General features: G+C 60.8%; 27 protein-coding genes. 18 read left to right on the top strand and 9 right to left on the bottom strand.

Annotated features, from left to right (window positions below; all coding sequences use genetic code 11):
• Positions 1-121 precede the first annotated feature (121 nt).
• Together ACOH1Z_RS07495 and ACOH1Z_RS07490 are read left to right on the top strand one after the other, a co-directional pair.
• Positions 122-715 carry a GNAT family N-acetyltransferase gene (locus ACOH1Z_RS07495; protein ID WP_449647821.1) on the top strand — a complete coding sequence of 198 codons (594 nt, stop codon included), beginning with the start codon at positions 122-124 and terminating at the stop codon, positions 713-715.
• Positions 712-1,725, top strand: coding sequence for a Gfo/Idh/MocA family protein (locus ACOH1Z_RS07490; protein ID WP_449647820.1), 1,014 nt, complete (start codon positions 712-714; stop codon positions 1,723-1,725). The genes ACOH1Z_RS07495 and ACOH1Z_RS07490 overlap by 4 nt, the downstream gene beginning before the upstream one ends.
• Here ACOH1Z_RS07490 and ACOH1Z_RS07485 read toward each other — a convergent pair whose 3' ends face one another.
• From ACOH1Z_RS07485 to ACOH1Z_RS07470, 4 genes are all read right to left on the bottom strand, one after another.
• A complete protein-coding gene (locus ACOH1Z_RS07485) occupies positions 1,726-2,373 on the bottom strand; it encodes a biliverdin-producing heme oxygenase (RefSeq protein WP_449647819.1) in 648 nt (215 codons plus the stop codon). It lies immediately after the preceding gene.
• Positions 2,374-2,472: 99 nt separating this feature from the next.
• Positions 2,473-3,060 (bottom strand): hypothetical protein, encoded by a 588-nt coding sequence (locus tag ACOH1Z_RS07480; protein WP_449647818.1) that lies wholly within the window; start codon positions 3,058-3,060, stop codon positions 2,473-2,475.
• A 47-nt stretch (positions 3,061-3,107) separates the two neighbouring features.
• Positions 3,108-3,515 (bottom strand): DUF4383 domain-containing protein, encoded by a 408-nt coding sequence (locus ACOH1Z_RS07475; RefSeq protein WP_449647817.1) that lies wholly within the window; start codon positions 3,513-3,515, stop codon positions 3,108-3,110.
• 120 nt (positions 3,516-3,635) lie between these two features.
• On the bottom strand, positions 3,636-3,938 hold the full coding sequence (locus ACOH1Z_RS07470; RefSeq protein WP_449647816.1) for a DUF2470 domain-containing protein: 303 nt from the start codon (positions 3,936-3,938) through the stop codon (positions 3,636-3,638).
• A gap of 80 nt (positions 3,939-4,018) precedes the next feature.
• Between ACOH1Z_RS07470 and ACOH1Z_RS07465 the strand changes: the two genes are divergently transcribed.
• Positions 4,019-6,106 (top strand): heavy metal translocating P-type ATPase, encoded by a 2,088-nt coding sequence (locus ACOH1Z_RS07465; RefSeq protein ID WP_449648211.1) that lies wholly within the window; start codon positions 4,019-4,021, stop codon positions 6,104-6,106.
• A gap of 49 nt (positions 6,107-6,155) precedes the next feature.
• On the opposite strand, the gene ACOH1Z_RS07460 is transcribed toward ACOH1Z_RS07465, so the two are convergent.
• The gene (locus ACOH1Z_RS07460; protein ID WP_449647815.1) at positions 6,156-6,665 is read right to left on the bottom strand and encodes a MarR family winged helix-turn-helix transcriptional regulator; all 510 of its coding nucleotides are present in this window, start codon (positions 6,663-6,665) and stop codon (positions 6,156-6,158) included.
• 91 nt (positions 6,666-6,756) lie between these two features.
• On the opposite strand from ACOH1Z_RS07460, the gene ACOH1Z_RS07455 reads away from it, so the two are divergent.
• Both ACOH1Z_RS07455 and ACOH1Z_RS07450 read left to right on the top strand, forming a co-directional pair.
• A complete protein-coding gene (locus ACOH1Z_RS07455) occupies positions 6,757-7,548 on the top strand; it encodes an SDR family NAD(P)-dependent oxidoreductase (RefSeq protein WP_449647814.1) in 792 nt (263 codons plus the stop codon).
• A gap of 381 nt (positions 7,549-7,929) precedes the next feature.
• Entirely contained in the window at positions 7,930-8,148 is a 219-nt protein-coding gene (locus ACOH1Z_RS07450) for a hypothetical protein (protein ID WP_449624961.1), read from the top strand.
• Positions 8,149-8,215: 67 nt separating this feature from the next.
• On the opposite strand, the gene ACOH1Z_RS07445 is transcribed toward ACOH1Z_RS07450, so the two are convergent.
• Entirely contained in the window at positions 8,216-9,067 is an 852-nt protein-coding gene (locus ACOH1Z_RS07445; protein ID WP_449647813.1) for a hypothetical protein, read from the bottom strand.
• A 1,017-nt stretch (positions 9,068-10,084) separates the two neighbouring features.
• Between ACOH1Z_RS07445 and ACOH1Z_RS07440 the strand changes: the two genes are divergently transcribed.
• Together ACOH1Z_RS07440 and ACOH1Z_RS07435 are read left to right on the top strand one after the other, a co-directional pair.
• On the top strand, positions 10,085-11,173 hold the full coding sequence (locus tag ACOH1Z_RS07440) for a hypothetical protein (protein ID WP_449647812.1): 1,089 nt from the start codon (positions 10,085-10,087) through the stop codon (positions 11,171-11,173).
• 153 nt (positions 11,174-11,326) lie between these two features.
• Positions 11,327-11,683: a PASTA domain-containing protein gene (locus tag ACOH1Z_RS07435; protein WP_449647811.1), complete on the top strand. Its 357-nt coding sequence runs from the start codon at positions 11,327-11,329 to the stop codon at positions 11,681-11,683.
• 92 nt (positions 11,684-11,775) lie between these two features.
• On the opposite strand, the gene ACOH1Z_RS07430 is transcribed toward ACOH1Z_RS07435, so the two are convergent.
• Complete coding sequence (locus ACOH1Z_RS07430; RefSeq protein WP_449647810.1) at positions 11,776-11,928, bottom strand: hypothetical protein; 153 nt, start codon at positions 11,926-11,928, stop codon at positions 11,776-11,778.
• Positions 11,929-12,286: 358 nt separating this feature from the next.
• Between ACOH1Z_RS07430 and ACOH1Z_RS07425 the strand changes: the two genes are divergently transcribed.
• From ACOH1Z_RS07425 to ACOH1Z_RS07415, 3 genes are all read left to right on the top strand, one after another.
• The gene (locus tag ACOH1Z_RS07425) at positions 12,287-12,889 is read left to right on the top strand and encodes a hypothetical protein (RefSeq protein ID WP_449647809.1); all 603 of its coding nucleotides are present in this window, start codon (positions 12,287-12,289) and stop codon (positions 12,887-12,889) included.
• Positions 12,886-13,518, top strand: a complete 633-nt coding sequence (locus ACOH1Z_RS07420) for an RNA polymerase sigma factor (protein WP_449647808.1) — start codon at positions 12,886-12,888, stop codon at positions 13,516-13,518. The genes ACOH1Z_RS07425 and ACOH1Z_RS07420 overlap by 4 nt, the downstream gene beginning before the upstream one ends.
• Before the next feature lie 617 nt (positions 13,519-14,135).
• Entirely contained in the window at positions 14,136-14,870 is a 735-nt protein-coding gene (locus ACOH1Z_RS07415; protein ID WP_449647807.1) for a hypothetical protein, read from the top strand.
• 261 nt (positions 14,871-15,131) lie between these two features.
• On the opposite strand, the gene ACOH1Z_RS07410 is transcribed toward ACOH1Z_RS07415, so the two are convergent.
• Both ACOH1Z_RS07410 and ACOH1Z_RS07405 read right to left on the bottom strand, forming a co-directional pair.
• The gene (locus ACOH1Z_RS07410; RefSeq protein ID WP_449647806.1) at positions 15,132-15,890 is read right to left on the bottom strand and encodes an SDR family oxidoreductase; all 759 of its coding nucleotides are present in this window, start codon (positions 15,888-15,890) and stop codon (positions 15,132-15,134) included.
• Positions 15,891-15,913: 23 nt separating this feature from the next.
• Positions 15,914-16,936: a zinc-dependent alcohol dehydrogenase gene (locus tag ACOH1Z_RS07405; protein ID WP_449647805.1), complete on the bottom strand. Its 1,023-nt coding sequence runs from the start codon at positions 16,934-16,936 to the stop codon at positions 15,914-15,916.
• 160 nt (positions 16,937-17,096) lie between these two features.
• On the opposite strand from ACOH1Z_RS07405, the gene ACOH1Z_RS07400 reads away from it, so the two are divergent.
• The 8 genes from ACOH1Z_RS07400 (at position 17,097) to ACOH1Z_RS07365 (ending at position 24,863) form a co-directional block, all read left to right on the top strand.
• Entirely contained in the window at positions 17,097-18,323 is a 1,227-nt protein-coding gene (locus ACOH1Z_RS07400; RefSeq protein WP_449647804.1) for a CaiB/BaiF CoA transferase family protein, read from the top strand.
• Positions 18,320-19,453: a type 2 periplasmic-binding domain-containing protein gene (locus ACOH1Z_RS07395; RefSeq protein WP_449647803.1), complete on the top strand. Its 1,134-nt coding sequence runs from the start codon at positions 18,320-18,322 to the stop codon at positions 19,451-19,453. Before ACOH1Z_RS07400 ends, ACOH1Z_RS07395 begins: the two co-directional genes overlap by 4 nt.
• On the top strand, positions 19,438-19,908 hold the full coding sequence (locus tag ACOH1Z_RS07390; protein WP_449647802.1) for a MaoC family dehydratase: 471 nt from the start codon (positions 19,438-19,440) through the stop codon (positions 19,906-19,908). The genes ACOH1Z_RS07395 and ACOH1Z_RS07390 overlap by 16 nt, the downstream gene beginning before the upstream one ends.
• Before the next feature lie 22 nt (positions 19,909-19,930).
• Positions 19,931-20,944, top strand: coding sequence for a LacI family DNA-binding transcriptional regulator (locus tag ACOH1Z_RS07385; protein ID WP_449647801.1), 1,014 nt, complete (start codon positions 19,931-19,933; stop codon positions 20,942-20,944).
• A 21-nt stretch (positions 20,945-20,965) separates the two neighbouring features.
• Positions 20,966-21,937, top strand: a complete 972-nt coding sequence (locus ACOH1Z_RS07380) for an aldo/keto reductase (RefSeq protein WP_449647800.1) — start codon at positions 20,966-20,968, stop codon at positions 21,935-21,937.
• Between the two features lie 150 nt (positions 21,938-22,087).
• Positions 22,088-23,257: a mandelate racemase/muconate lactonizing enzyme family protein gene (locus ACOH1Z_RS07375; protein ID WP_449647799.1), complete on the top strand. Its 1,170-nt coding sequence runs from the start codon at positions 22,088-22,090 to the stop codon at positions 23,255-23,257.
• Positions 23,244-23,969, top strand: a complete 726-nt coding sequence (locus tag ACOH1Z_RS07370) for an RraA family protein (protein WP_449647798.1) — start codon at positions 23,244-23,246, stop codon at positions 23,967-23,969. Before ACOH1Z_RS07375 ends, ACOH1Z_RS07370 begins: the two co-directional genes overlap by 14 nt.
• 27 nt (positions 23,970-23,996) lie before the next feature.
• Entirely contained in the window at positions 23,997-24,863 is an 867-nt protein-coding gene (locus ACOH1Z_RS07365) for an amidohydrolase family protein (RefSeq protein WP_449647797.1), read from the top strand.
• The last annotated feature ends 141 nt before the right edge of the window (positions 24,864-25,004 follow it).

Below are 25,004 nucleotides of genomic sequence, written 5' to 3'. Positions count from 1 at the left end.
CCTCTAATTTTCGGGGTTAGTGCCCATCAACAGCCAGTTTCTTGTGCCCCGTCTAGACCACTCCGTGGCCAACGTGTGACGCGAAACCTAGACCAGTTGACGCACGTTATATGGTGAAGCCATGAGCGACATCCGGTTAGCAGGTCTGCAGGACTTTCCCGGCACCTACCGAGTGTGCTTATTGACAGCGGATGCCGGTGCTGATGGGAGCGCTCTCTACGACAATCCCGATCTCCTTGGCCACGTTTATGTGGGGCCATATCTCGTCGGGCAACCAGAGTTTGCTTTTGTCATTGCCGATGACAAGGGGATCGCTGGCTATGTACTCGGCGCTGCGGACACCCGTGAATTTGAGGCTTGGCAGGAGAAGGAATGGTGGCCAGCGCTGCGCTCGCAGTATCCTCTGGTCACGGGATCGACCCTCGATGATGGACTGATCGCTAACCTGCACTCACCGCAGCATGCGCCAGATAGCGTGATTGCGGGTCATCCCGCACACCTTCACATCGATCTACTGCCTCGAGCACAAGGGCACGGGTTCGGGCGGATCATGCTTGAGACACTCTTCGCTGCACTTCGCGCTCGCGGCGTGCCCGGCATCCACTTGGAGGTCGGCGAAGACAATCACAACGCGATCGCTTTTTACCGGCACCTCGGCTTTGTCGAGCTCGCCCGTGGAGCCGATTCGATCTTTTTAGGAAGGGAACTGTCGTGATTCTGCCAACTCCGACGGCAACACCGCTTCGAGGTGGGCCAACGCTGCGATGGGGAGTGCTCGCTCCCGGTGGGATCGCTACCGACTGGGTGGCCGCGATGCACGCCAATACCGATCAACGGGTTGTCGCGGTTGCCTCTCGTTCAGCTGAGCGTGCGGCAGAGTTTGCGCAACAGAATGGCATTGAGCGCAGCTATGGCAGCTACGAGCAACTGGTCGCCGACCCCGAGGTAGATATCGTCTACATCGCGGCGCCGAATACTTTTCACCGCCCCCTGGCGCTGCTGGCAATTGCCGCGGGGAAGCACGCGCTCATCGAGAAGCCGCTCGGCATCGATGCTGCCGACGCTCAGGTGATTGTGGACGCGGCCCGCGCTGCTGGAGTTTTCGCGATGGAGGCAATGTGGACTCGGTTCCTGCCTCAGACGACAATCATTTCCCGGATGCTCGGCTATGGCGACCTCGGTGACGTGACACTCGTCACTGCCGACTTCGGTGCCAACTTTGGTGAACCTCAGGGGCAGCCGGTATTCGACTCCGCACTGGGCGGCGGATCGTTGCGCGACATCGGCATCTATCCAGTGTGGTTCTCGCGCTTTGCGCTCGGCGCACCCACCTCGTTGATCGCAGCGGGACGGATGCTCGCCAGCGGCGTCGATGGGCAGGCTGCAATGATCCTCAACCATGCCACCGGGGCCCAGGCCGTGCTGCACACGACCATGCTCGCCGACACCCCGACGGAGGCCCGCATTTGTGGCACCCTTGCCCGCATCGAGGTTCGCACACCGTTCTACGCCCCCAATGGGTTTGCTTGGGTAAGCGGGGATGAGCGCACCGAGTTCACGGACGGAACAGGATTGCGTGGTCGCGAAGGACTCGCCTTCCAGACGACGGCGATCGCTCAACACATTGCGGATGGGCGAACCGAGGCCCCCGAGCATCCACTCGATGTGTCGGTATCAATTCTGGAAACGCTCGACTCGTTACGGGCCCAAGTTGAAGCGGGTTAGCTAGGCGGCAGCCTTTGCCCGGGACAGGTCGACGAACAGGTCAGTGTTGAACTTGTACGCGGCAAGAACTTCGCCGATGACGCGGTCGCGTTCGGCGTCATCCCACTCAACAGCGTCGAGTTGGTCGCGATAGGTGTTCTTGAACTCTTTTGGCTTTGCGATCTGGTCAAACAGGTAGAAGCCGACACCATTGGTTTCGAAACCAAACTGGCGCTGCATCAGGGTGCGAATGACTTGGCCACCAGAAAGGTCGCCGAGGTAGCGGGTGTAGTGGTGGGCGATGAACCCGCCAGCCCAGTCTTGGGCGGCAATCTCGCGGACGCGTGTTGCATAGGCGGCAGCGGTCGGCAGGGGAGTGATTTGCTCGCGCCAGTCGGCACCGATCAAAAACTCTAGGTCGGCTTCGATCGCAGGCAAGCGAGTGAGTTGCGAGGTGATGAATGGTGCGGCCACGGGGTTCGCGGCAAAGTGGGCCGCTGCGGCCTCGATGGCTTCGTAAATGAAGTAGTGCTGAGCGACGAGAGCGATGTAGTCATCGCGGCTGCCCTTGCCCGTCATCAGATCTTTCATAAAATCTGCACCCTCGCTATCGCCGTGGCTTGACCACGTGCGCTCACGGAGAGCCTGGGAGAACGGAATAACGGCCACTGAGGTCTCCTAGCGAGGTTAGTTAGGTGACCCTCACTCTAGTGGGATACGCGACCTTGGCGCATCGTCCGAAAGGGCAGTATTTGTTGTGCGATTCCGCTAGTGACCGTCGTGGTTGGGGAGATTGAAGAGATCGTTGTCGTTCCCACCCGTGCCCTCGTCTTGCTGAGGAACGAACGTTCCGTCGTGCTCACCATGCGGTTGGGCATAGATCCCTGCCTCCGTAGCGGCCAGAGCGGGAGTAGTGAGAGCAGACACCACGAGCGCACCAACCATGAGAGCGGTGAGGTAGCGTGCCGCTCCGGGCGCAGCGCTCTCGCCGCGCTTTCCCTCACGAACACGACGCTCGTGCAGCGACAGGGTGCCGGCCACAAAAAGTTGGAAGATTGCCGCAGCGCCCCAAGGAACGACATCCATTACTGAAGCTAGGGCAGGAATTTGCAGGCTGGATGCCGCAGCAACCATCAGCCCCCACGCCACAATGGGGACTACGGCGACGACCATTGCGGCACGGGGTGCCGGAAGCTCGTCGCGAGCGAAGGTCAGAATTCCCCAACCGAACTCGACAATGCCAAGCAGGCCGAGGGGAATCGCCAGAGCGAGAGGAGAACCGATCACGAGCGCAACATGGATGAGACCGGTGCCGATTGCGGCAAAGGCTATCCAGGTTCGGGTAATTGTGGACATGATTGTTCTCCTCTCAATTCTGGTCGTAGTAGGCGCAGGCTGTCGGGCTAGGCGCTTACGCCGGTAGCCCGCTTGTCTGCTCCGAGGCCAACGGCGAGGAGAACAACAGCGCTGGCGAAGTGAAGCACGTTGTCGGCAGCGTTGAGCGCCAAAATGTTCAGCGGGCTGCCAACGAGCAGCAGGCCAGCGAAACCAAGCACAAGGTAGGCAAACCCTACGGTTGAGTTCGTGGCGCGAGCGGCTCGCTTGTTCGAGATTCCGGCGAGAAGAAGAGCCGCGCCGATCAGAATGTGCGCGACGTTGTGAAAGATGTTGACCTCGAACAGACCGAGGAGCAAACCGCCCTCGGTCGCAAAGAAGCCGACACCATTGGTGACGGAAAAGCCGAGTATTCCGACAAGAACGTAAACCGCGCCAAAAATAACGCCCAGCAGTCGGTTAGGTGATGTAGTCATTGCAGTGCCCCCTCTGCTCAAACACGATGATTGAGCTGTTGACCCTTATTCGTACCCCTCGCCCATATGGTTTGGCTAGGGGCAGTATGAGGTGATTTTTCTTTGGGTGCCGATCGCGCCTTAGCTGTGCGGTCGGGCCTCAACCCCGAGCTTTGCGCATGCTTTGTCATAGAGGCGCACAATCTCGTGGCGGATCTCTGCGCGCTCGCTGATTACGGTGCTCCAGGGCACAGTGACGTGGTGCTCGATGCCGTTGACGTCGGAGTATTGCCACGTGCCTTCGGTGTCATCGAGCGCGACCATTGCGGCGGAGATCGCAGAGGATTCCGCAAACGCACGCACGATGAGCAAATTGTCACCGTTGTGGTCGCTATTCATGTGGGCGAGTACTGCGGACACGATTTCTGCGCTGAAAGTAGTCACGGCTCTACGCTAGCGCCGACCTGAGAAATGTGGGTTGCAAATATACCCTAGGGGGGTATAACATTGCGGCCATGGATGAGATGATGGCACAGGACTCAGACGCAGTTGACTCGCACTCGACCGGGACGACGGCGCACGCCGCGCACAATAAACACGGACAAGGGCACGAGAACCACGATGGCCATGGTGGTCATGGTGACCACGTCGCTCAGTTCCGACGACTTTTCTGGATCATGCTAGTGATAGCGGTTCCCGTCGTTGGCTTCAGCATGATGTTCTCCCAAATCTTGGGCTACACGTTGCCTGACCTGGCGATTATCAACTGGATCTCGCCGGTTCTCGGCACCGTCATGTACTTCTGGGGCGGCAAGCCATTCCTCACGGGCGGTTTCTCTGAGTTGAAAGCCCGTAAGCCGGGAATGATGCTGCTGATCTCGATGGCGATCTCGGTCGCCTTCGTCGCATCGTGGGCATCCACTCTTGGGCTGATTGCGCATGAACTCGACTTTTGGTGGGAGCTCGCGCTGCTGATTGTTGTGATGCTGCTCGGCCACTGGGTCGAGATGCGTTCGCTAGCGCAAACCTCCAGTGCTCTTGACTCGCTCGCCGCATTGCTTCCGGATGAGGCGGAGAAAGTTGAGGGGGATGACTTTGTCACCGTGCATCCGTCTGACCTCGTTGTTGGCGACGTCGTCATCGTGCGCCCCGGCGGACGCGTACCCGCCGACGGCGAAGTGATTGACGGTTCAGCCGAGGTGGATGAGTCGATGATCACCGGAGAGTCGCAGCCGGTTACCCGCGGCGAGGGCGACCGCGTCGTGGCGGGAACGGTGGCTACCGACAACTCGATCCGAGTGAAGGTCACGGCGATTGGCGATGACACGGCGCTCGCGGGCATCACGAAACTTGTCGAAACGGCGCAGAATTCGTCGTCGCCCGCCCAGCGCATTGCGGACACTGCTGCTGGCTGGTTGTTCTGGTTCGCGCTCGGTGCCGCTGCGATTACCGCTACAGTCTGGACCCTTGTTGGCAGCCCCGACGATGCCATCGTGCGCACCATCACCGTGCTCGTCATCGCCTGCCCGCACGCTCTCGGTCTCGCCATCCCGCTCGTCGTCTCGATCTCGACCGAGCGCGCGGCTCGTGCCGGAGTGCTCGTGAAAGACCGCCTTGCGCTCGAAACGATGCGCAAGGTCGACACCGTTCTCTTCGACAAGACGGGAACCCTCACGAAGGGCGAGCCAGCAGTCACGCACGTCGCGGCGGTCGGGGATGCGAGTGAAGATCTGGTGCTTCGGCTCGCAGCTGCTGCTGAGAACGACAGCGAGCATCCGCTGGCTAAGGCGATTGTGGCGGCAGCGCACGACCGTGAATTCGAACGAGTCACTGCCTCAAACTTCAGCTCGTCGAGCGGTGTTGGCGTTGAAGCTTATGTTGGTGGCGCGACGATCAGCGTTGGTGGGCCAAGCATGCTGCGTCAGCACGACCAGCAGCCCATCGATGTAACTACCGAGTGGGCGGATCAGGGCGCGATCATTCTGCACGTGCTCTCTGACGGTCACGTGATCGGCGCAATCGGCCTCGCGGATGAAGTGCGCGAAGATTCGCGTCAGGCAATTGATGCCCTGCACTCGAAGGGCATCACGGTTGTGATGATCACGGGAGATGCGGACGCTGTTGCCCAATCGGTGGCGGCAGAACTCGGCATCGACAAGGTGTTCTCGGGCGTGCATCCGGAAGACAAAGCAAGCAAGGTCGCCGAATTGCAAAAGGCCGGCGGCACTGTTGCCATGGTCGGCGACGGTGTGAACGATGCCCCGGCGCTTGCCCAGGCGGATGTAGGAATTGCAATCGGCGCCGGAACAGACGTGGCGATTGCCTCGGCCGGTGTTGTGCTCGCGAGCGACGACCCGCGCTCGGTGCTTGCCGTGTTCGAACTCTCGCGTCGTAGCTACGCCAAGATGCGCCAAAACCTGTGGTGGGCTGCCGGCTACAACCTGATCTCGGTTCCCCTCGCCGCTGGAGTGCTCGCCCCCATCGGCTTCGTCTTGCCGATCTCCGTCGGAGCGCTGCTCATGTCGGCCTCGACCGTCGTTGTTGCGGCGAACGCTCAGCTGTTGCGTCGCCTCGACTTGCGGCCCGAAGCGGTAATTGCGCGTAAGGACTAGCGACCCATCCACCCGCCATCCACGTTGAGGATGAGCCCGGCTTGGTTTGTTAGTCAGTGTCGGAGGAGAGTGATTTTGGCGGCTGCCATCCCTCCTGCTTCCGGATTGCTCGCTGGATACTCAGACTGATTTCTCGCAGCTGACTCTGTTGTGCCTTTGTGAGCGGATCGAGGACAAATTCCGTGACCGACAAAGTGTGCACCGGGGTGGCCTTGTCGAGCATCTCCAGCCCGGCCTCGGTCAGGCTGGTAAGCATCGATCGCCCATCCAGGGGGTCTCGAGTGCGCTGTGCCCAACCCCGTCCCTCAATACGCGACACTGCTCGAGACAACCGCGAAAGCGAGCTGTTCGCATAATCAGCCAGAACGGTCATCCTCAGCGTGTGGTCCGGCGCGTCAGCCAATGCGAACAGGATGCCGTACTCAAAGTGCGTGAGATCGAAACCGCGGATCAGAGGGGCGTCGAGGGCGGGCGGCAGCCATTCCAGTACCGTCGCAAGCGCCGCCCACGTCGCGAGGTCATTTCCTGTGAGACGGTTCGGGGCGCTGGAATCGGTCATGGTTACACGTTACAGGTTTACTTGACTGAGCAACCAAATGAGGTTAGTTTTTACTTGACTGAGCAAGTAAAAAACGAAAGGTCCCTCGACCATGGATATGCAGCTGGAAAACAAACGTGCCTTTGTAAGCGGTTCGTCGCAAGGGATCGGGTATTCGATCGCGAAGGCGCTTCTCCGGGAGGGCGTAGCGGTGGTCATCAACGGCCGTGACGACAGCCGGCTCCAGCAAGCGCTGAAGAACCTCCAAGCTGAAGTACCTGGTGGGAACGTGACCGGTATTGCGGCGGACTTTGCGGACGCCGCTGAAGTGCAGCGCCTTCTCGATTCGCTCGGCGGCGTCGACATCCTTGTTAACAACGTCGGACTCTTCGACTTGACGCCCTTCGCCGAAATACCCGACGATGACTGGTCGCGCTATTTCGACGTGAACGTGATGAGCGGAGTCCGACTGTCCCGAGAGTTGATGCCCAGGATGATCGACGCAGGATGGGGTCGGATCATCTTCATCGGGAGCGAATCAGGCGTAAACATACCCGCTGATATGACGCACTACGGCGTGACCAAGGCGGGAATGCTCGCTTTGAGTAACGGCCTAGCTAAGCTCACCCGCGGTACCGGCGTGACGGTTAACACAATTCTTGGCGGCCCGACCTACTCAGACGGTGTAGCCGATACCATCCGCGACATCGCCGAGGCGCAACGACTCTCGACGGATGATCTGAAGGCGACCATCATTGGAGGAAACCAGACCTCTCTCCTCGAGCGCTTCATCGAGCCCGCCGAAATCGCGAACCTTGCCGTCTATCTCTCGAGCCTGCTTTCATCTGCAACGAACGGAGCCGCCGTGCGCGCTGACGGCGGAGTACTGACCGCAATGCTTTGACCGGCGCAGGGGGCAGCGCCGCGCTCCGAAGTTGTCATGAACACCCACCGGCGCGTGAACACTTAGCCGCCCGTTCAGCGTCCGGCTTGTGGGACGTCAGATTTCAGGAGCGCGAGAACTGTCGCAGTGAAGGCCGGCGTCGGTCAGAACTCGTAGATCGTGGTGAGCTCATCCGACAGCAGCACTGTGTGCGGAAGATCGCGCAATGCCTCGACGTCAACCGAGATTCCCCTCAGCTGCGGAGCGTATCCAGGAGACGAACCTTGAGCCGCAGCACCTGCACGGCAGGAGTGCTACCCGCAGAGCCAGTTTCTCGGCGGGTAGCACTCCTCGAGGAATCAGGATCGTGCGTTATGCACTTCTCTCAGACTCGACATTTTGATGATCAAGAGACTGATTGCTACCGTCAAGGTTGCTACCAGCACGGCGGCAGCGACCCATGATCCGGTCATCGTCATGGCCGGCGAAGTTCCCCCCGCTGAGGATCCGTTGAACGATGCCACCAACGGGATTGTGATTGTCGATCCGCCTGTGAATGCGGCAGCTGCGCTGAGCATCCCCGCGATGAGGAGCAACCCGGTCGAGATCATGAACGCATGAATCGTGATCAACACGACACCGGCTCTTGTCCCGACTGAACTGCCGCCCAGGTTGCTCCCGGCGGTGGTCATCGCACGCACCGTGCGGTGAAGCCATTCTTCGTGGACAGCTCAGGGTATTTCCCCATCGCGCGGCAGGTGTTCCACCAGCCCAAGACGATGTAGGTCGCAACACCGAGCACGGCGACGGCGACGGCGACCATCGCGATTGTCGTCAAGACGAGAACGATGACCGGGATAGGATCGGCGACGACCGGGTAAGCGACGTCGGTGAGTCCCTTGTGGCTCACGATCTGGATCAACGTGTTGCCTTCCACGACGTATCGGGTGGGGACCGCCTTGTCGTTGGCGTCACGGGCCCATGCCGGTTCGAAGAACACCGTGGTGTTGCCCTGCGCGTCGACGACTTCCGCGCCACCGTCGGCCGTCGCCTCAAGCGTGTTTCCCGCAGGCATTGTCAGATCGTACGAGTACGACTCCGAAGCCTTCTCGCTGTCGATGATGGAGAGAAGCTGCACGCCGCCGTCTGTGGGAACAACTACGTTTGAACTCGCCCCCGTGGACGGGTACGCGACCGCACCATTGTCAAGCGGAGCAGCCAACTCCGACTTCGAGGCGTTCGGGAGCGAGATTCGGAGCGAGAAGTCTCCCGCTGTCATCGACACTCCTTCCCTCGCATTGGTCGGAACCTCTACTATGAGCTGATCCTCGCTGCCTCTGCTCATTGTGTCTGGCTGCGTGCTGACTGACTCCTTGAGAAGGCCTTCACCTAGGTTGTCGAGAGCGCTGGAAACCTCTTCGACTGTCACCCCCTCGCCACCCGGGCCTGAAGCCTCGTCAGCGAACGCTGGTGCCGCGGTGAGCATAGACACTGCCAGCGCCCCCGTGATAACGATCCCCAACGACTGGCGTGTATTCATCTGTTTCTTCAAAGGGTCCTCCTCGACTCGATGACCGAACGTAACTATTGGTCATGATCGTAAGCGGGGGTGCACTGCGCCGTCTGTAGGCCCTTTGGGGGACAAGAGACGTCGCTTCCCCCTGATCTTGGACACGCTGACTCGAGCACGGCGCTGGGGAAGCCAGAATCCAATAGAGGGCAAGCCAGAGCTACCCGGACGAGCAGGTCCCAACGGTCGCAGTGCACGAAGGCTCGCGAGATTCCCAAGACGACGTGCCACGCACCCTGGCCGTTCAGATCTTCGAGACCGCTGAACTCACCAGTACGGGCGACGCGGCCTCGTCCTTCACTGGGATACCCACAACGCAGCAAGTAGCGCTCCTCCGCGTCCTCATCGAAGTATCCATGGCACTCATCGTGCTTGGACAAGTCCACCTGACTCACCCGCCAACGACGCCAAACGTAGGATTTCGCGCTACTTCTGTCGCGACCCCTGTCGGGCCTTGTTCGTCAAAATTCTGAACCGGAAACGATCGTTTTTGACTGCGGGGCTGCAGGTGGTCAAACATAGCCATGCTGAGGGGCAAAATTCATCTGTGCGTGACCACTGCCGAAATCCTGCGTACTTGACATTTTCGACTATCGATACTGAATGACTGTTATTGACTATCCACGCGTATCGATGGTCGATCAGAATGTCGAGGCTCGAGGTGCCGCACTTCGTGCTGCACCTCGTTTTACCTTGCGGTAACCGTCTCAGGCGGGGACGCAACAGAGAATCAGTGGTGATCGAATGCTCGAAAAGCACACTGTTGCTGGAATCCAAATTCTCGTTCTTGCGGGAATTGTCATACCAGTCGTGACATTCGACGGGCCTCAACCTAAGCGTGGAAATAATAGCGAAAAGAACCTAACGAGCCTTACTCCTAGTCGGGCTTCGCTATGCGCTCGAGATGCGGAATCGCAAGCGTGCGCACGTTCGATGAGGTGTCGCCCGACGCCGCCATAATAGTGAGGAGCCCTTGGAGGGAACCCGATGCACCTACACCTGCGCGCCGAGAGCATTCATCTGAGCGAGAGCCATGCCAGGGCCCTCGATGACGAGTTCTTCCTTTCGCATCCGGCAGCGTACTTCGCCTCGCGGATCTCATCGTTACTTACCGCGGAGCGCAGTATGGTGGCCCCGACGCCGACTGACGAGCCGGAGTTTTTCGACGCTCTCGGCCTGACCAAGACGGACCCGTTGCTGGTGTTCGATGAGCAGGATCGTCGGCTACAGGTAGCGGTCGAGGCACTCAGTCTGCGCCACCAGGCCGCCGAGGCGTTGTTCCGGTTCATGTACGCAGTGACGGCGGCGAAGCCGAAGGAAGGTGACGCACCAAGCACGTGGCTGGCGATTGCGGATAGCCCCAACGCCCTCATTGAGGTAGTCCAGAAGGCCGTCGCTGCCCTGAGTGCCGACGAAGAGTTGTTCCTGCGATGCCTCTTCACGCCTGGGACGCGCGTCGACGAGAACGTGGCCGCTGCAGCAGAGACCGCCAGGGCATGGGTGAACCACGCGAGTTCGCTGCTGACGGGCGACGAGATGTCTGTGAACGCGGCTCACAACAAAGTGAAGCACGGCCTTGCGGTGAGCGCCCGCGGAGACGTCCGCATCGAATTCATAACCACGCCGCCGGACGAACTTGGGCAGATCCCGGTGAGTGCGTTCGGAGAAGGGAAGTCGGTGCCGATCTTCGATCGCCCTATGCTGACGTATCTCAGTCGCCCGCATGTGAAGCCCAAGCAAGGGCTGGAGGCCATCTCGCTGCGGGTCGATGTGCCGGTGGTTCTCGCCGAGGCTTGGATGATCGCGAACGTCTACGCCGCGATGTTCCACGCTCGAGCGAAGCGTCACTTCGGTGATGAGATGCCGGAAGGTGTAGCCCCGTATCCCACGCTCGCCATCGGACGACTCCCCGAGCACGTGATTGGCGGACGACCCCTCGGGTACCGGGAAGCGGTAACCCTCCCGCCCGATGGCACCACCGAACCTCGCAAGTCCGGTCTGTTCTTCCACAGCAGCTTCATCCCTATGGACATCGATTACGACAGCAAGGTCGACGGAGTTGTCGTCGACGGCTGAGCCGTGAACGCTTGAGGTTGGTTGCGCGACAAGATGAGTAGCCCTGTGGTGAGGCTTATCTGTCATCTCATGTGCCGTTAGCCGATCCCTTTGCGGCCTCGATGTGAGCTTGCGGCAGGAGTGTCTTTCGGTTTGCGCGTGTATGGTGCTGACATGGAAGAGCGGAGGGCGGATCGTGTAACGGCGCCGGACGTCGTCGGGCTTCCGTTCCACGTTGGCCGAGACATCGCCGCCGAGTTCGGCGTTGCCCTCGCTAGCCCCTACCCCGACGGACCCCCGATCTCAGGGCTGGCTTGGCCTGGCCTCTTTTACATCACTTCTCAGAACCCTTCTCCTGGAACTGAGCTTTACCGTGACGACTCAGTCATTGTTGAGATTGTTGATCATGGCGGTGCAGAGAACCGTGCACTCCGGAACCCTTCTGTCATACCTCCGGTGGATGTAACCCATGCGACGACAACCGATGCCGGCGATTTGGTCGACCTGACGCGGGACCTAATGAGCGACTAGAGGTTAACTCTAGGCATGCAATTTCGGGCTCGCGATCCTCTGCGGGGTTTGAATTGCGGGTGAGCGCTATTCGCGCGGGCTGGTAAGGAAAGCTAGTTTGAGGCCGTGTCTTTTCGGGTTTGCGCCTCCAACAGCGCCAACGTTTTTTCGCTGGCGTCGCGGATGCGGTGCAGCGCTCCGATGATGCTGATGCTCGCAAACAGCACAAGCAGGACTAGGGCCAAGAGTAAGAAATTTGGATCCATAAGAGACAGTGTTTCAGATTCCCTCACTTTCGTGCTGTTGCAAGTCTGGAATGCTCGAGGATGGGGTCGAAGTTAACAACTCGGGTCACGCAACTCTGGAGTTATCGGAATCCTCGGAGTCGCGCACAGCCGCACTAGCATCGAGTTCGCGCTAGTCAGCTAGAACCCCGGGGCGCCTGAGATCACTGGCTGGCGGCAATCAATGCGTGGTGCAGCGACCGTATAACTTGCGGTTGTCGGGAACCGAAACTGAATGCTCTTTCGACAACTTAACCTCTACGGCCAGTTTGTGGGGAGGTGCAACACGTTGACTCGTGCCGGCCATTACCTAAGTGAGAGCATCCTTTGGAGGAGAACAATGGACGATTCAGAACTTGACGAGATACTAGGCCGGGCGAACAAGCCGTGGGCGCCCAATGTCTCTAATGCGGTGGATAACCTGATCATCACTACACGTGATCGGACCCTGCCTGAGCGGACTATCCGAAAGAAATGGTCACGAAGTGCAGTGCTCGGCAGTATCGCGGTCGGCACGGTCCTACTAACGGCCGGAGCAAGCATCACCGCAGCCCAGCTCGGTATCGCTCCTTTCCAAACGATCGAGGCGGGAACCCAACGCACCACAACCGCAATCCCTATCGACTACGTCGACGAAGACGGCCAGACGGTTTACTGTCTCGCATTTATGGAGTTCCGTAACCTAGATAGTGCCTCAAGCGAGAAAATCGATCGGTTCATTACAGCGAACGATTGGTCAGGTTTCGGGCAGGACCTCTTCAACGCCGCGCAAGCGAAAGCTACTCCTACCAGCACAGCTACCGAGGTAGTGATGAATGCCGTCGATGGCGCCCTCTACGAAGAGGCGAGCCAAGTGTTCCCTAGCCTTCGTCACGGACCTGCGGACACTGCCGGCGTCATCTACAACGGTTCGTCCATGTCATGCAGAACTCAGAGCGAATGAGCGCCGACGCTAACAGGGGACCGGTTTCGAAACTGTTCACCAAAACCAATGCTGCGGTGCAGGCTGACCGCGACGTTCGGCTTCGAGTGGAGGAATTGGTGCAAAACGAGGCAGGTAACCTGCTCGGATACTTTTCACGTCGTGTCTCTTCACCAGCCGATGCAGCGGACCTCCTCGGCGACACGTTGCTGGTGCTGTGGCGGCGCGCAGGATCGATACCGAACAGCGCCGAAGAAGCGCGAATGTGGATGTTCGGGGTCGCCCGTAAAGTGCTCACGACTCATCGCCGCGGCTTATCGCGGCGACTCGCGCTTGCTGATCGTTTACGTGGCGAACTTGCTGCACAATCAAGCGCGACTGGCCTTGACGGCAGCACGCTCGCTGCCTCCACAGATGAGCGGATGGAAGCAGTGATGGCCTCTATGTCCGAACTGTCGGAATCCGACCGCGAGATAATCACGCTAATTCACGGTGATGGATTCACGGCAAAAGATGCGGCTCACCTCCTGCACATCCGGGCTGCCACCGCGCGAAGCCGGTATCATCGAGCCCGAAATCGCCTCAAGGAGCGAGTAGAAGCTGCCTTGGCGATGGAGCTTAAGCTTGCACGACGGACCCTCGATTCGTGATGACACCGCGACCGAGGCCGTGAATAGGCTGACTGAAAACTACCCGCAGCCTTTGAGTGTCGACCCCGCATTTATCGTCTTGGGAGATCAAAGTAAGTTGGGTGCCGCTAGCAAAGAACGTCCGGTAGAGGATCGTCCTACGGGACGCAATTCGACGAAGAGAACGTCTTGGCGCTAGTCCCCAACGAGTCGCGCTGAGAAGGGGGCGGGGTCTAGGCCCCGCCCCCTTGAGCTACCAGGGCTCGATTGTGATGGTGATTCCAGATACAGTCGTTTTGACAGTGATGCGGAAGCCTCTGCTCATCGGGTCCTCCCTTCTCTTCGCAATCCCCCTTTTGGTCTTGGCGGACAAGGGGGGAATCTGGCTCTGAGAACAGAGTCGCCTAGAAACACCCCAGCAGCAACCGAAGAAGCCCACGGGCTAGCCGGAGGGTACCGGCATATTGGGCCGGGTCGGAGGCCGTTTTTCCTGGGGCACCACGACGGCCTCAACGGAGACAGAATGCGATTCGAGCGGTACATTAAGAGGAAGTATCTCTGGTACCCCAAGTACCCATAGGTACCCCCGGACCCCACGTCTCTCCGCTGAGGTCGTCAACTTCTTCCTCGGAGCACCCATGGACGTCCCCTCAGAAGCCCTCGCGGCACTCGCACGCGCCACCGACAGGTCTAGGCGCGTCAGCAGCGTCAACTTCCCAATCACCTACGTAAAGCGAGGCGACACCACTCCGACCGCTGCGTGGCTCGTGCAATCGAACGAGCTGCGTCTGAAGATGCACATGACGCTCGTAATGCAGGCGGCGAAGGCTCCATACACGCTTCCGGATCGCCCAACCCAATCCTTGGCGCGCTGGCTCAACCTGCCACCAGACACCGGCCCGCGGCGAGCAAACGACGCGAAGAAGTGGCTTCAGAAGAAGAAGCTCATCACTCCGACTCTCCTACCCGACGGTAAGACCGGCCTTCTCTTGCTCCACCCCGACGGCTCAGGCGACGGCTGGGAGGGCAACGGCGCTCGATGGGTCGGTGTGCCGTTCGCCCTATGGACGAACGCCTGGATACTCCGCCTCAGCGGAAGAGCCATCGCTGTGCTAATGGCCCTTCTCGAACTCAACGGCGGCTCCAAGCATCCCGATGGGGAGTGGATGGATGGCCACCGCAAGAAGCAATACGGTCTCTCAGATGACACTTGGACGAGCGCGACCCGAGAGCTAGAGCATTTCGGGCTCCTTAGGACTACAAACGGCTACTGGGGAGACGACGACTACGAGATTCGTAAACGCAAGCGGTATTTCCTCATCCGCGAAGCACTCGACCTAGCACCCGATTGGACTATGCCGGACGCCCCATGAGCCTTTGATGTGTCCGATAGGCGTTCCGCAAACGGGATCATCTCTAGCCGATATCGGGAGATCGCTACGCCCCGCTTTTTGCGCTTCGGGAATCCCGTAAAACGTGTCCGCATCAGAATCTCGAAACGGTCCCGTAAACGGCGCTGCATGGCGGTGTTAGTAATTGCTGACTCTGCTTCTGTCCAACGTCTCGGTCATACCCGGAAAAAGCTGTTGGCACCCACCGAACGACGCTGAGTGCCAACAGTGTGCGGGTGAGGGCTAGCGGCCCATCCACCCGCCATCCACGTTGAGGATGGCGCCCGAGACGTAGTCGGAGGAGCGTGACGCGAGGAACACGGTGGCACCCGCGAGGTCGCTCCCGACACCCCAACGACCGGCCGGGATGCGGCCGAGGATTGCCTTCGAACGGTCGGGGTCGTCTTGCAAGGCCTGGGTGTTGTCGGTGGCGATGTAACCGGGGGCGATTGCGTTTACGGTGATGCCCTTGCTGGCCCACTCGTTGGAGAGTGCCTTGGTGAGGCCGGCGATGCCGGACTTCGCTGCCGTGTAACCGGGAACGTTGATGCCGCCCTGAAAGCTGAGCAGTGATGCCGTGAAGATGATCTTGCCGCGGCCACGCTCGATCATCGAGCGAGCGATGGCTTGCGTGAGCGTGAACTGGCTCGACAGGTTCACCTGAATGACGCGATCCCACAGTTCAGTGGGGTGCTCGGCGGCGGGGGCGCGCTCGATGGTTCCGGCGTTGTTGACGAGGATGTCCACGTTGCGGGTCGAGAGTGTCTCGCCCAACGCGGCTACGGCATCCGAGTCGGCAAAGTCGCACGCGATGCCCTCGAAAGTGCGGCCATACGAGGTGACCGCCTTCTCGATGGCACTGCCGGAGGACTCAATGGTGGCGCTCACGCCGATGATGTTCGCCCCGGCGGCGGCGAGTGCCTCGGCCATGGCGAAGCCGATTCCACGCCGTGCCCCCGTGACAACCGCGGTGGTTCCGGTGAGGTCAAACATGCCGTTCATGGGATTGCCCTTCTCATTCGTGCTCACTTCTGGCCCGCGACATCCACGAGAATTTTCATCGCTTTACCTGCGGCCAGGTCAGCAAAAGCTTCGCTGGTTTGCGACAGCGGCACAATGCGCGTGATCAGAAGGTCGGCCGGGATGACGCCCGTATTGAGCAGTTCGATCGCCTTCTCGAAGTCGGTGCGCTGGTACACGCGCGCTCCCATAATGGTGAGTTCGCGCCAGAAGACGCGCTGCAGGTTGATCTCGCGGGGCGTGGGGTGGATCGCGACCACCACGAGAGTTCCGCGCACCTTCGCGAGGTCGGTGGCGCCAAGCACGGCAGCCGCAGCACCCGAGACTTCGAAGACCACGTCGGCACCGGCATCCGTGGTCCACTCGTTGACCCAGGCAACCTGGTCGACCTCGAGCGGGCTGATGGTCGTGAAGCCCAGCGCGTCGATCTGCGCGCGACGACCGGCGTCGATCTCGATTACGGCTACTTCAGCGCCAAATTCACGGGCGACGGATGCGATGAGCACCCCAATCGGACCACCACCGATAATCACGGCCTTGTCCCCGGGAACCAATCCCGAACGGCGAACATCGTGCACCGCAACCGCAGCAGGCTCGACGAGCGCGGCGTGATCGAGACGCAGCTCAGGCGGGAGGGCGACAAGCGTCTCGGCGGGAACATTCCACTTGCCCTGAAGCGCGCCGGGGGAGTCGATGCCGATGAAGTCGAGGTTCTGGCAAATGTGCTGGTTGCCGGCGAGGCACGCGGGGCACGTGTTGTCCCACCAGAGCGGCATGACGGTGACGTGGTCGCCAACGTTCCAGCCTTCAACGCCATTGCCGAAGGCGGAAATGGTGCCGCTCATCTCGTGACCGAAAGTGAGTGGCATCTGCACCCGAGCATCCATGTTGCCGTGCAGGATGTGCATATCGGTGCCGCACAGTCCGTTGTAGGCGACGGCGATTTGAACCTCACCGGCGGCCGGAGGCTTCGGTTCGTACTCTTTGACCTCAAGGCGTTGCTCGCCTACATAACTCACGCTCAGCACTGGTGCGCTCCTTTGCGATTAGTGGACACGAAGGGCGGATGAGGGGCAACGACGGTGCTTGGCACCGGATGTCGCGGCCTGGCTCCCTTGCGTGTATTTCTGCGTCATACTAGCATGATCAAACGATTGTTCACGAGGATCAACAGAAGGCTGAACAGCAATGACTGACGACAACGGCGCACCAACGGAGTCTGCGCCAATGGACCGCCCCCTCGAGGGCATCTTGGTGCTCGACTTCAGCCAATTCTTGGCCGGACCAGTCGCCGCAATGCGTCTCGCAGACCTCGGCGCCCGCGTGATCAAGGTCGAACGACCCGGCACGGGAGATATCGGTCGCACCCTCGCGTTCGCCGGTCGAGAGTTCGACGGCGACACCGTTTCCTTCCACGCGATGAACCGCAACAAAGAATCAATCACTGCTGACCTCAAGGTGGCCGACGACCTCGCCTACGTCAAAGAACTTGTCGAGCGTGCCGACGTGATCATCCAGAACTTTCGGCCCGGCGTGATGGAACGCATCGGGCTCGACTTCGAATCGGTGCGCGCCATCAACCCCGGCATCGTCTACGCCAGCGCGACCGGCTATGGCGAAGAGGGCCCGTGGAAGGATCGCCCTGGGCAAGACCTGCTCGCTCAGTCGATGTCGGGCATCCCGTGGCTCAACGGCTCGAAGACTGACGGCCCTGTGCCTGTCGGGCTCTCGATTGCCGACCACCTTATGAGCTGCCACATCGCTCAAGGAGTGACCGCCCTTCTCGTGCGTAAGTTCCGCACCGGCAAGGGCGGGCTCGTGCAGACGAGCCTGCTCGAAGCAATGCTCGACCTGCAGTTCGAACTGCTCAGCACCAAGCTCAACGACGACAGCATCACGGTGCAACGTCATGGCGAGCACTCGGCTCACGCCTTCTTGGCGGCGCCCTACGGCACGTATCCCACCACTGATGGTTACATCGCGATGGCGATGAATCCGCTGCCGAAACTGGGCGACCTGCTCGGCATGCCCGAACTGAGTGAGATGCACGACCCTCAACTGGCGTGGGATCGCCAAGAGTACGTCGAAGACCTGCTCGCCGCGCGCTTTGCGACCGGCACCACCCAACAGTGGCTCGACATTCTCGATGCCGGCGACGTGTGGTGTGCTCCCGTGCTCACGCTCGACGAACTGCTGGCCTCGGGTGGGTTCGAAGCGATTCGGATGACGCAGCCGGTCAGCCGCGGAGGCAACGAGTTGCTCACCACCCGCAGCCCCATTCGCGTTGATGGCCAGATTCTCACGAGCACTAAAGCGGCCCCGACTCTCGGAGAGGACAACGCTCGAGTGCGTGCCGAGTTCCCCTCCCGCGCCGCCGCAACAAGCGCCCCCGCAACCCAGGAGGCCTCCGCATGAGCCCGACGATCATCAAGGGAATGACCTGGGAACACGAGCGCGGCTACGGCAGCGTCGTGAAGGCCGCCGAAGCGTATCGCTCGGTAGCTCCCGATGTTGAGGTGCAGTGGGAGTACCGCTCACTGCAGGCTTTTGCCGACCAAGACTTGGACAGCATGGTTGAGCAGTACGACCTGCTTGTGATCGATCATCCGCACATTCCGATTGCTGCAGAAGATGCCCTCTTCACTCCGCTGAACGGTCGCGGCTTTGACTCCGAGCTGGCCACGCTGGCAACGCAGTCGGTTGGTCGCTCGCACGAGTCGTACCAGCACCTCGGCCAGCAATGGGGCCTTGCGCTCGATGCTGCCGCGCAGGTTGCCGCGTTCCGCCCCGATATTCTCGAGTCGCCGCCGCGCAACTGGGATGAGGTGATCGCGCTCGCCGAAGAGGGTCGAGTGCTGTGGCCCTTCAAGCCCGTCGACGCGTATTCGAGCCTCATCACGATCGCGTCAGGGCTCGGCGAAGATGCCATGGCTGACCCCGGCGTCTTCCTCTCAGAAGACATGCTGACCCGCGCGATGGAATTGCTCACTCGCTTGGCGCGGCTGGTGCCAGCCGACAACGCCGGCTTCAATCCGATTCAGGTCGCGGATGTGCTCGCCGAGAGTGACACCTTCGCGTACGCGCCGCTGCTGTTTGGGTACACCAACTACTCGCGTGCGGGCTACCGGTCAAACCGCGTGCAGTACATCGACATCCCGAGCTCGACTCGTGGCGTTGCCGGCTCGCTGCTTGGCGGTGCGGGTATCGCCGTGTCGTCACGGAGCCAGGTGATGGATGCCGCGATCGCGCACGCCTTCTGGCTCGCGTCGGGCCCCGTGCAAGAGGGTTCGTACTATGACGGCGGCGGCCAGCCCGGCAACGCCGTCGCGTGGGAGAGTGCGCGCACCAACGCTGACAGCCTCGACTTCTTCACCGGCACGCGCGCCACGCTCGAAGGTGCCTACCTGCGCCCGCGGTTCGCCACCTACATCGAACTACAAAATGCGGTCTCCCCGCTCGTGACCTCAGCCCTGCTCGGCGAGATCACCCTTGACGAACTACGCGAACGTCTCGATGCAGGCGTCGCAGAATGGCTGGTGCGCTGATGCTCACGAAAGACCGCTGGTATGACGACCACGAGGTGGGGGAGCGCCGCGAAACCGTTGGCCGCACCATTACTGAAGCCGACATTGTGCTGCACGCTGGCCAGACCGGCGACTTCTTTCCGCACCACATGGATGCCGAATGGATGGCGAAGCAGCCGGCTGGTCAGCGCATTGCCCACGGCACCCTCATCCTCTCCGTCGCCGTGGGGATGACGGCGGGCGACATCAACCCGCAAGCGATGAGTTATGGCTACGACCGCATCCGCTTCATCCGCCCCGTCTTCATTGGGGACACCATTCGGGTAACCGCCGAGATCAACGAGATGTCGTTGCACGCGAAGCGACCGGAGGAGGCTGGCTACCTGCACGAACTGGTCACGGTAACCAACCAACATGGTGACACCGTGATGGTGCTGACTCATCTTTATCTGGTCAATCGACGTACCAGCGACTAGTTGCCCGAATACACTGGCAACTATGGCTACTTTGAGTGATGTTGCGACCCGCGCCGGAGTTTCGGTGTCGGCGGTTTCGCGGGTGCTGAGTGAAAAACCTGGCGTGCGAGTGAGTGTGGCGACCCGTCAGCGCATTCATGATGCAGCGAAAGAGCTTAACTACCGCCCCAACTTCACGGCTCGAGCCCTCAAGTCGTCGCGCACTCACGCCGTCGGCCTTGTGGTGCCCGGTGTGACCAACGCCATCTTTGCTGAGCTCATGCGCGGAGTGGAAGAAGAGGCCAGCAGCAAGGATTACATGGTGCTGATCGCCAGTACCGAACGTTTGCCCGAAGGTGAAGAGTCGATCCCGCGCCTCATGGGTGAGGGACGAGTCGACGGTGTTCTCGTGCAGTTCGGTGACCACCTAAGTGGTGACGATCTGCGCACGGTGACCGACAGCGGCTTGCCCGTGATCTCGATCAACACAATCAACCCTGGCAGCGGTGGTTCTGTTCGCCTCGAAGATGAGGCGGGGATGCGCCTGGCAACCGAGCACCTCATCGAGCTCGGCCACACCCGCATCGGGTACGCCGGCGGTGTGCCAACCTCGGAGTCAGGTCAGCGACGTCTCGCCGGATTCCTCGAGGCGATGGCGAACGCGAAACTCACGGTCGAACCCGAACTCGTCACCGACTTCGGCTACTACCCCAAGCAGGGTGCTCAAGCCCTCGATGCGATGGCCGAGTTGTCGACCCCACCCACAGCGGTGGTCGTGGCGAACATCAACGCCGCTCACGGTGTGCTTTCGGAGGCACGACGGTTGGGCATCCGCGTACCTGAAGACATGTCGATCGTGGCGATGCACGACACCTGGACCGCCGAAATTGCGTGGCCACCGCTGACCTGCGTGCGCCTGCCGCTCTATGAACTTGGCCGTGCTGCGATGGCCAGCCTGTGGGAGAACATCAACTCGGGAACGGCCGAAGACCGTGTCATCGCCGACCCAGCACCCGAGCTGATCGTGCGCGAATCTACTGCGCCACCGGCGCGCTAACACTCCCTGGAGGGGCCAACAGTGAAAACCAGATCAACTCAGCGTGGACTTGAACTGACAGAGATCGGCCTGGGGGCCGCGCAGTTGGGAAACCTCTACCGTGAAACCACGGACGCTGAAGTTGACGAGAGTGTTGCCGCCGCGTGGGATGCCGGAGTTCGCTACTTCGATACTGCGCCGCACTACGGGCTCGGCCTCTCGGAGCGTCGCCTCGGCGAGCAGCTGCGCACTCACCCCCGCGACAACTACGTGATCTCGAGCAAGGTCGGCAAGCTCCTCGTACCGAATCCCGGTGGAGAAGACCAGATGGATGACCAGGGCTTTGCCGTGCCCGCCGTCACCAAGCGTCAATGGGATTTCAGTCGCGACGGCATCCTTCGCTCAGTCGAAGATTCTCTCGCCCGCACCGGGCTCGACCACTTCGATGTGCTCTACATGCACGACCCCGACGACCACTTTGAGCAGGCCTCGACCGAGGGAATCGGCGCACTCATTGAGCTACGCGAGCAGGGCGTGGTGAAGGCGGTTGGTGCAGGAATGAACGCGTCGGCTCCGCTCGCCGAGTTGATCCGCCGCGCGGATGTTGATCTCGTAATGTGTGCAGGACGCTTCACCCTTGTCGACGATTCGGCGCTCGCAGACCTCATGCCCCTCGCTCTCGAACGCAACGTCGGCGTTGTCGTTGCCGGCGTCTACAACTCGGGATTGCTCGGCCGCAATCGACCGAGCCCCGATGCAACCTTTGATTACGGGCCGGTTCCGCCCGAGATTCTTGAGCGGGCCAATCGGGTTGCGGATGCGTGTGAAGCCCACGGCGTCACACTTCCCGAGGCCGCTATCGCGTACGTACTGCGGCATCCGGCGGTCGTTTCCGTTGTGGTCGGAGCGCGCGGGGGCGGACAGGTGCGGTCGAACATCGAACGCTATGCGTCCACGATGCCCGAGGGGCTCTGGGGCGACCTCGAAGCTGCCGGGCTGGTTGCTGCGCTCTAGATCACCGGGCTAATAGCGCCATGCCCACCTCAACAGCGCCCGCAGTCTGAAGTGCAATTGCGCGGATGCGGTCCCACATGCTTGTGATCAAACGATTGATCAGATACCGTAACCATTATCGCTCGCTACTAGAAATGAGGCGCCCTTCCCATGGGACTCACTGATACAGCTCTCACCATTACCGCCGTGCGCGCAGTGTTGCTTTCGCACCGGTACCAGCCCGGAGAAGAACTCACGTGGGTCGGAGGCACCATTTGGTCCTGGGATGCCGCTCTCGTCGAAGTAACCCTCTCTGATGGAACCACCGGAGTCGGGGAAGCGGGAGCCGGCATCATGGCAGCCGCCGCCGTGCCCGGAATCGTGGATGCCTTCCGCCCCTACGTTCTCGACCACGAATTCGCTCACCCCCTCGAAGTCGCCGACCACCTCCGCGCCTACACCGCTTTCTGGGCGCGTGGCGGAATGCTCAACGGCGTTGCCGGAGCAATCGAAACAGCCGCGGTGGATGCCGTAGCTAAGCGCCTCAGCGTGCCAGGCTACGAAGTGCTCGGTGGCCTCAAACGCGACTGGATCGAGTCGTACGCCAGCGGCGGACTCGGCACGACCTTCGGCGAAGTCTCCGACTGGGCTGCCGCCCAGATCGAAGCCGGCTTTGGCGCCGTGAAGTTCCGCGCCATGACCGACCCAGACACCACCATCAAGCTGCTCGACCATGTGACCGCGCTGCTACCCGAGGGCGTGCAGTTCGTCATTGACGCCGTGCAGGCCTGTGCCTCTGACCCGTGGCCCGTCGAGGAAGCAATTCGCGTTGGCCATAAGGCTGCCAAACTTGGTGCTCGCTGGTACGAAGAACCCTGCCAAGCGGATGACGTGGCTGGCTACGCCGCCGTGCGGGCCGCCGTGAACGTGCCGATCTCCGGTGTCGAATCCAACGGAACCGTTCGCGACTTCGCCCAGCTGCTCGACGCGAATGCGCTCGATGTTGCCCAGCCCGACGTCACCTTCGTCGGAGGTCCACAGGCTTTTGCGCAGGTCGCCGAACTTGCTCATGCCGCCGGCGTGAAGACGGTTCCCCACGTGTGGGGCAGTGGTGTCACCTTCGCCGCGAACCTGCACACCGTGCTCGCCAACCCCTACGTTGAACTCTTCGAGTACTGCACCCTGCCCAATCCACTGCGTGACGCGATGCGAGTGGAAGAGGTCGACTTCAAGGACGGCGGAATCGTCGCTCCGAAGGCTGCCGGCCTTGGCATCCAGCTCACTCCCGAAATTGAAGCCCAGTTCCCATTCAGCCCTGGAGGTGGCCATGTCATCCGCTAACCCCACGCCCGAAGCATCCGGAGCCGCAGCCGCAGCAGCTGTGGCAGCAACCGGCAAAGCAGGTTTCACGCCGTTGCCCGGCGACGAGCGTCTCACGACCGCGATTCTGAGTGACTCGTGCGACGAATCGGGCTTGCGCAACCAAGTGCTCGACCAGCGCCTCGCGCCGATAACGCCGGGGTCGCGAGCTTTCGGTCGCGCCCGCACGGTGCGGTTCGCTCCGGCACTCGAGTCAGATCTCGACGACCCCTACAAGGAGTCAATCGACTTCATCGACGGTATTGGCGCTGGCCAGATGATTGTGATCGCCACCGACAACAGCAACGATTCTGGCTTCTGGGGAGAACTCTTCAGTGCGGCAGCGCTTGGCGCGAAAGCCTCCGGCGTGATCACCGATGGCAACCTGCGCGACACTGACAAGATCGCCGAACTCGGCTTTCCGTCGTTCTCGCGCTCGCGCCGCCCCATCGACTTCCGGGCTCGCATGCGCGTCATCGCCTCCGATGTTGTCGTCGAGTTGGGCGGAGTGCTAATTGCGCCCGGCGATCTCGTGATGGCCGATGATGACGGTGCCGTCGTAATCCCCCAGGCGCACGAAGAAGAAGTGCTCACGCGAGCTCGCACCCGAGCATCCAATGAATCGACGGTTCTGGCAGAACTGCTTGCCGGAGATTCTCTGCGCACAGTGTGGGAACGACACGGCATTCTCTAAACTGGCAACCGGCGAAGGGACAACACAGTGGTTTTTCCAATCATTGACTCTCACCAGCATGTCTGGAACCCCAACAGGGCGCACTATGACTGGCTCGACGATTCGTTGGCCCCAATAAACCAGGTGATGACGCTCGACCAACTGATTCCTGAGCTGCGGGATGCCGGTATTGACTACACCGTTCAGGTTCAGTCTGCCGACAACTTCGATGACACACGGCTCATGGTTGAGTCAGCAGCGGCGCACCACGAGGTAGCGGCAATTGTCGGCTACGCCCCGATTGATCGCCCCGAGCAAGCGGCACGAACGCTTGAATCGTGGCAGGGCGATACGCGCATGGTCGGGGTTCGCACGCTCATTCATACCCAGGAAGACCCGGAGTGGTTGCTGCGACCTAACGTCGACGAGGGGCTCACTGTGCTGGAGCGCGCTGGGCTCACCTTCGACGTGGTCGCAGTTCTTCCGGAGCACCTCGCCCTGATTCCAGAACTCTCGAGGCGGCATCCCGAACTTCGCATGGTGATCGATCATTTGGCGAAACCGCCGATCGGGCTCGACGAGCGTGAACCGTGGTGGTCGGCGATTGAGATTGCTGCCGAGAACCCGAATGTTTACGCGAAGATCAGCGGGCTCTATTCGGCGGCTGGCGATCCACAGCAGTGGACCACCGAATACGTTCGCCCCTATTTCGAACGGGCCATCGAGGTCTTCGGGCCGAAGCGACTGATGTATGGCGGCGACTGGCCGATTTCGGTGCTCGCCGGCGGGTATACGCGGGTCTGGCAGGGCCTCCAACCGCTCTTCGACAGCGTGGATGCCGCAGACCGCGAACAACTGCTTGGCCGCACTGCCGCGGAGTTCTACCGCATCGATCCCCCGCGCATTGGCTATTGAGGTGCCGCGCACAAACCCGTAGATAACAGTTGAAAAACCTTTGATCAAACGTTTGCACAACTTACTGGGTTGGTATAACGTTTGAGCACCGGAGAAACCGAGCCGTTCCAGCGCCTCGCGTCTCTCCACTACGAAGCAGTA

It is taken from the genome of Rhodoglobus sp. (genome assembly GCF_053580035.1).
The sequence above is the reverse complement of the archived record's forward strand: the minus strand, read 5'-3'. Positions and strand labels throughout refer to the sequence as shown.

Coding starts and splice junctions, on each gene's coding strand:
- ACOH1Z_RS07455 (WP_449647814.1), top strand. CDS start 6,757: ATGGATATGCAGCTGGAAAACAAACGTGCCTTTGTAAGCGGTTCGTCG.
- ACOH1Z_RS07435 (WP_449647811.1), top strand. CDS start 11,327: ATGGAAGAGCGGAGGGCGGATCGTGTAACGGCGCCGGACGTCGTCGGG.
- ACOH1Z_RS07445 (WP_449647813.1), bottom strand. CDS start 9,067: ATGAATACACGCCAGTCGTTGGGGATCGTTATCACGGGGGCGCTGGCA.
- ACOH1Z_RS07385 (WP_449647801.1), top strand. CDS start 19,931: ATGGCTACTTTGAGTGATGTTGCGACCCGCGCCGGAGTTTCGGTGTCG.
- ACOH1Z_RS07390 (WP_449647802.1), top strand. CDS start 19,438: ATGGCTGGTGCGCTGATGCTCACGAAAGACCGCTGGTATGACGACCAC.
- ACOH1Z_RS07480 (WP_449647818.1), bottom strand. CDS start 3,060: ATGTCCACAATTACCCGAACCTGGATAGCCTTTGCCGCAATCGGCACC.
- ACOH1Z_RS07440 (WP_449647812.1), top strand. CDS start 10,085: ATGCACCTACACCTGCGCGCCGAGAGCATTCATCTGAGCGAGAGCCAT.
- ACOH1Z_RS07475 (WP_449647817.1), bottom strand. CDS start 3,515: ATGACTACATCACCTAACCGACTGCTGGGCGTTATTTTTGGCGCGGTT.
- ACOH1Z_RS07425 (WP_449647809.1), top strand. CDS start 12,287: ATGGACGATTCAGAACTTGACGAGATACTAGGCCGGGCGAACAAGCCG.
- ACOH1Z_RS07460 (WP_449647815.1), bottom strand. CDS start 6,665: ATGACCGATTCCAGCGCCCCGAACCGTCTCACAGGAAATGACCTCGCG.
- ACOH1Z_RS07395 (WP_449647803.1), top strand. CDS start 18,320: ATGAGCCCGACGATCATCAAGGGAATGACCTGGGAACACGAGCGCGGC.
- ACOH1Z_RS07495 (WP_449647821.1), top strand. CDS start 122: ATGAGCGACATCCGGTTAGCAGGTCTGCAGGACTTTCCCGGCACCTAC.
- ACOH1Z_RS07450 (WP_449624961.1), top strand. CDS start 7,930: ATGATCAAGAGACTGATTGCTACCGTCAAGGTTGCTACCAGCACGGCG.
- ACOH1Z_RS07375 (WP_449647799.1), top strand. CDS start 22,088: ATGGGACTCACTGATACAGCTCTCACCATTACCGCCGTGCGCGCAGTG.
- ACOH1Z_RS07400 (WP_449647804.1), top strand. CDS start 17,097: ATGACTGACGACAACGGCGCACCAACGGAGTCTGCGCCAATGGACCGC.
- ACOH1Z_RS07465 (WP_449648211.1), top strand. CDS start 4,019: ATGATGGCACAGGACTCAGACGCAGTTGACTCGCACTCGACCGGGACG.
- ACOH1Z_RS07370 (WP_449647798.1), top strand. CDS start 23,244: ATGTCATCCGCTAACCCCACGCCCGAAGCATCCGGAGCCGCAGCCGCA.
- ACOH1Z_RS07410 (WP_449647806.1), bottom strand. CDS start 15,890: ATGAACGGCATGTTTGACCTCACCGGAACCACCGCGGTTGTCACGGGG.
- ACOH1Z_RS07420 (WP_449647808.1), top strand. CDS start 12,886: ATGAGCGCCGACGCTAACAGGGGACCGGTTTCGAAACTGTTCACCAAA.
- ACOH1Z_RS07415 (WP_449647807.1), top strand. CDS start 14,136: ATGGACGTCCCCTCAGAAGCCCTCGCGGCACTCGCACGCGCCACCGAC.
- ACOH1Z_RS07430 (WP_449647810.1), bottom strand. CDS start 11,928: ATGGATCCAAATTTCTTACTCTTGGCCCTAGTCCTGCTTGTGCTGTTT.